The sequence below is a fragment of the Pseudomonas sp. PNPG3 genome (assembly GCF_023093815.1).
GTDB classification, from domain to species: Bacteria; Pseudomonadota; Gammaproteobacteria; order Pseudomonadales; family Pseudomonadaceae; genus Aquipseudomonas; species Aquipseudomonas asiatica.
The window spans coordinates 1-230 of sequence record NZ_JALLKV010000348.1 but is presented as its reverse complement, the minus strand read 5'-3'; the positions used below and the strand labels follow the sequence as shown (position 1 = coordinate 230).

Annotated in this window: 1 protein-coding gene; it reads left to right on the top strand. The window is 71.3% G+C overall.

Features of this window, described 5'->3' with window-relative positions; all coding sequences use genetic code 11:
• The coding region (locus tag MJ643_RS31295; RefSeq protein WP_247727400.1) for a hypothetical protein at positions 1-230 on the top strand (230 nt) is incomplete at both ends.

The following is a 230-nucleotide window of genomic DNA, read 5'->3' as shown; positions in this document are numbered from 1 at the left end:
CGCCCGCATGCTGGCCCGCTTCGGCGCGGGCGGCCGCGCAGGCATGGCGGCCCTCACGGACATCCTGGCGCGCGCCGAGCTCGACTATGCCCACCTGCCCTATGATGCCGACGTGATGAACCAGGCGCTGGCGGCACGGGCGCGCGGCGCGAAGATCTTTCTGGTCGCCGGCCGCCTCAATGATCATGCCGCCGGCATCGCGACGCATCTCGGCTTTGACGGCGTCGTGA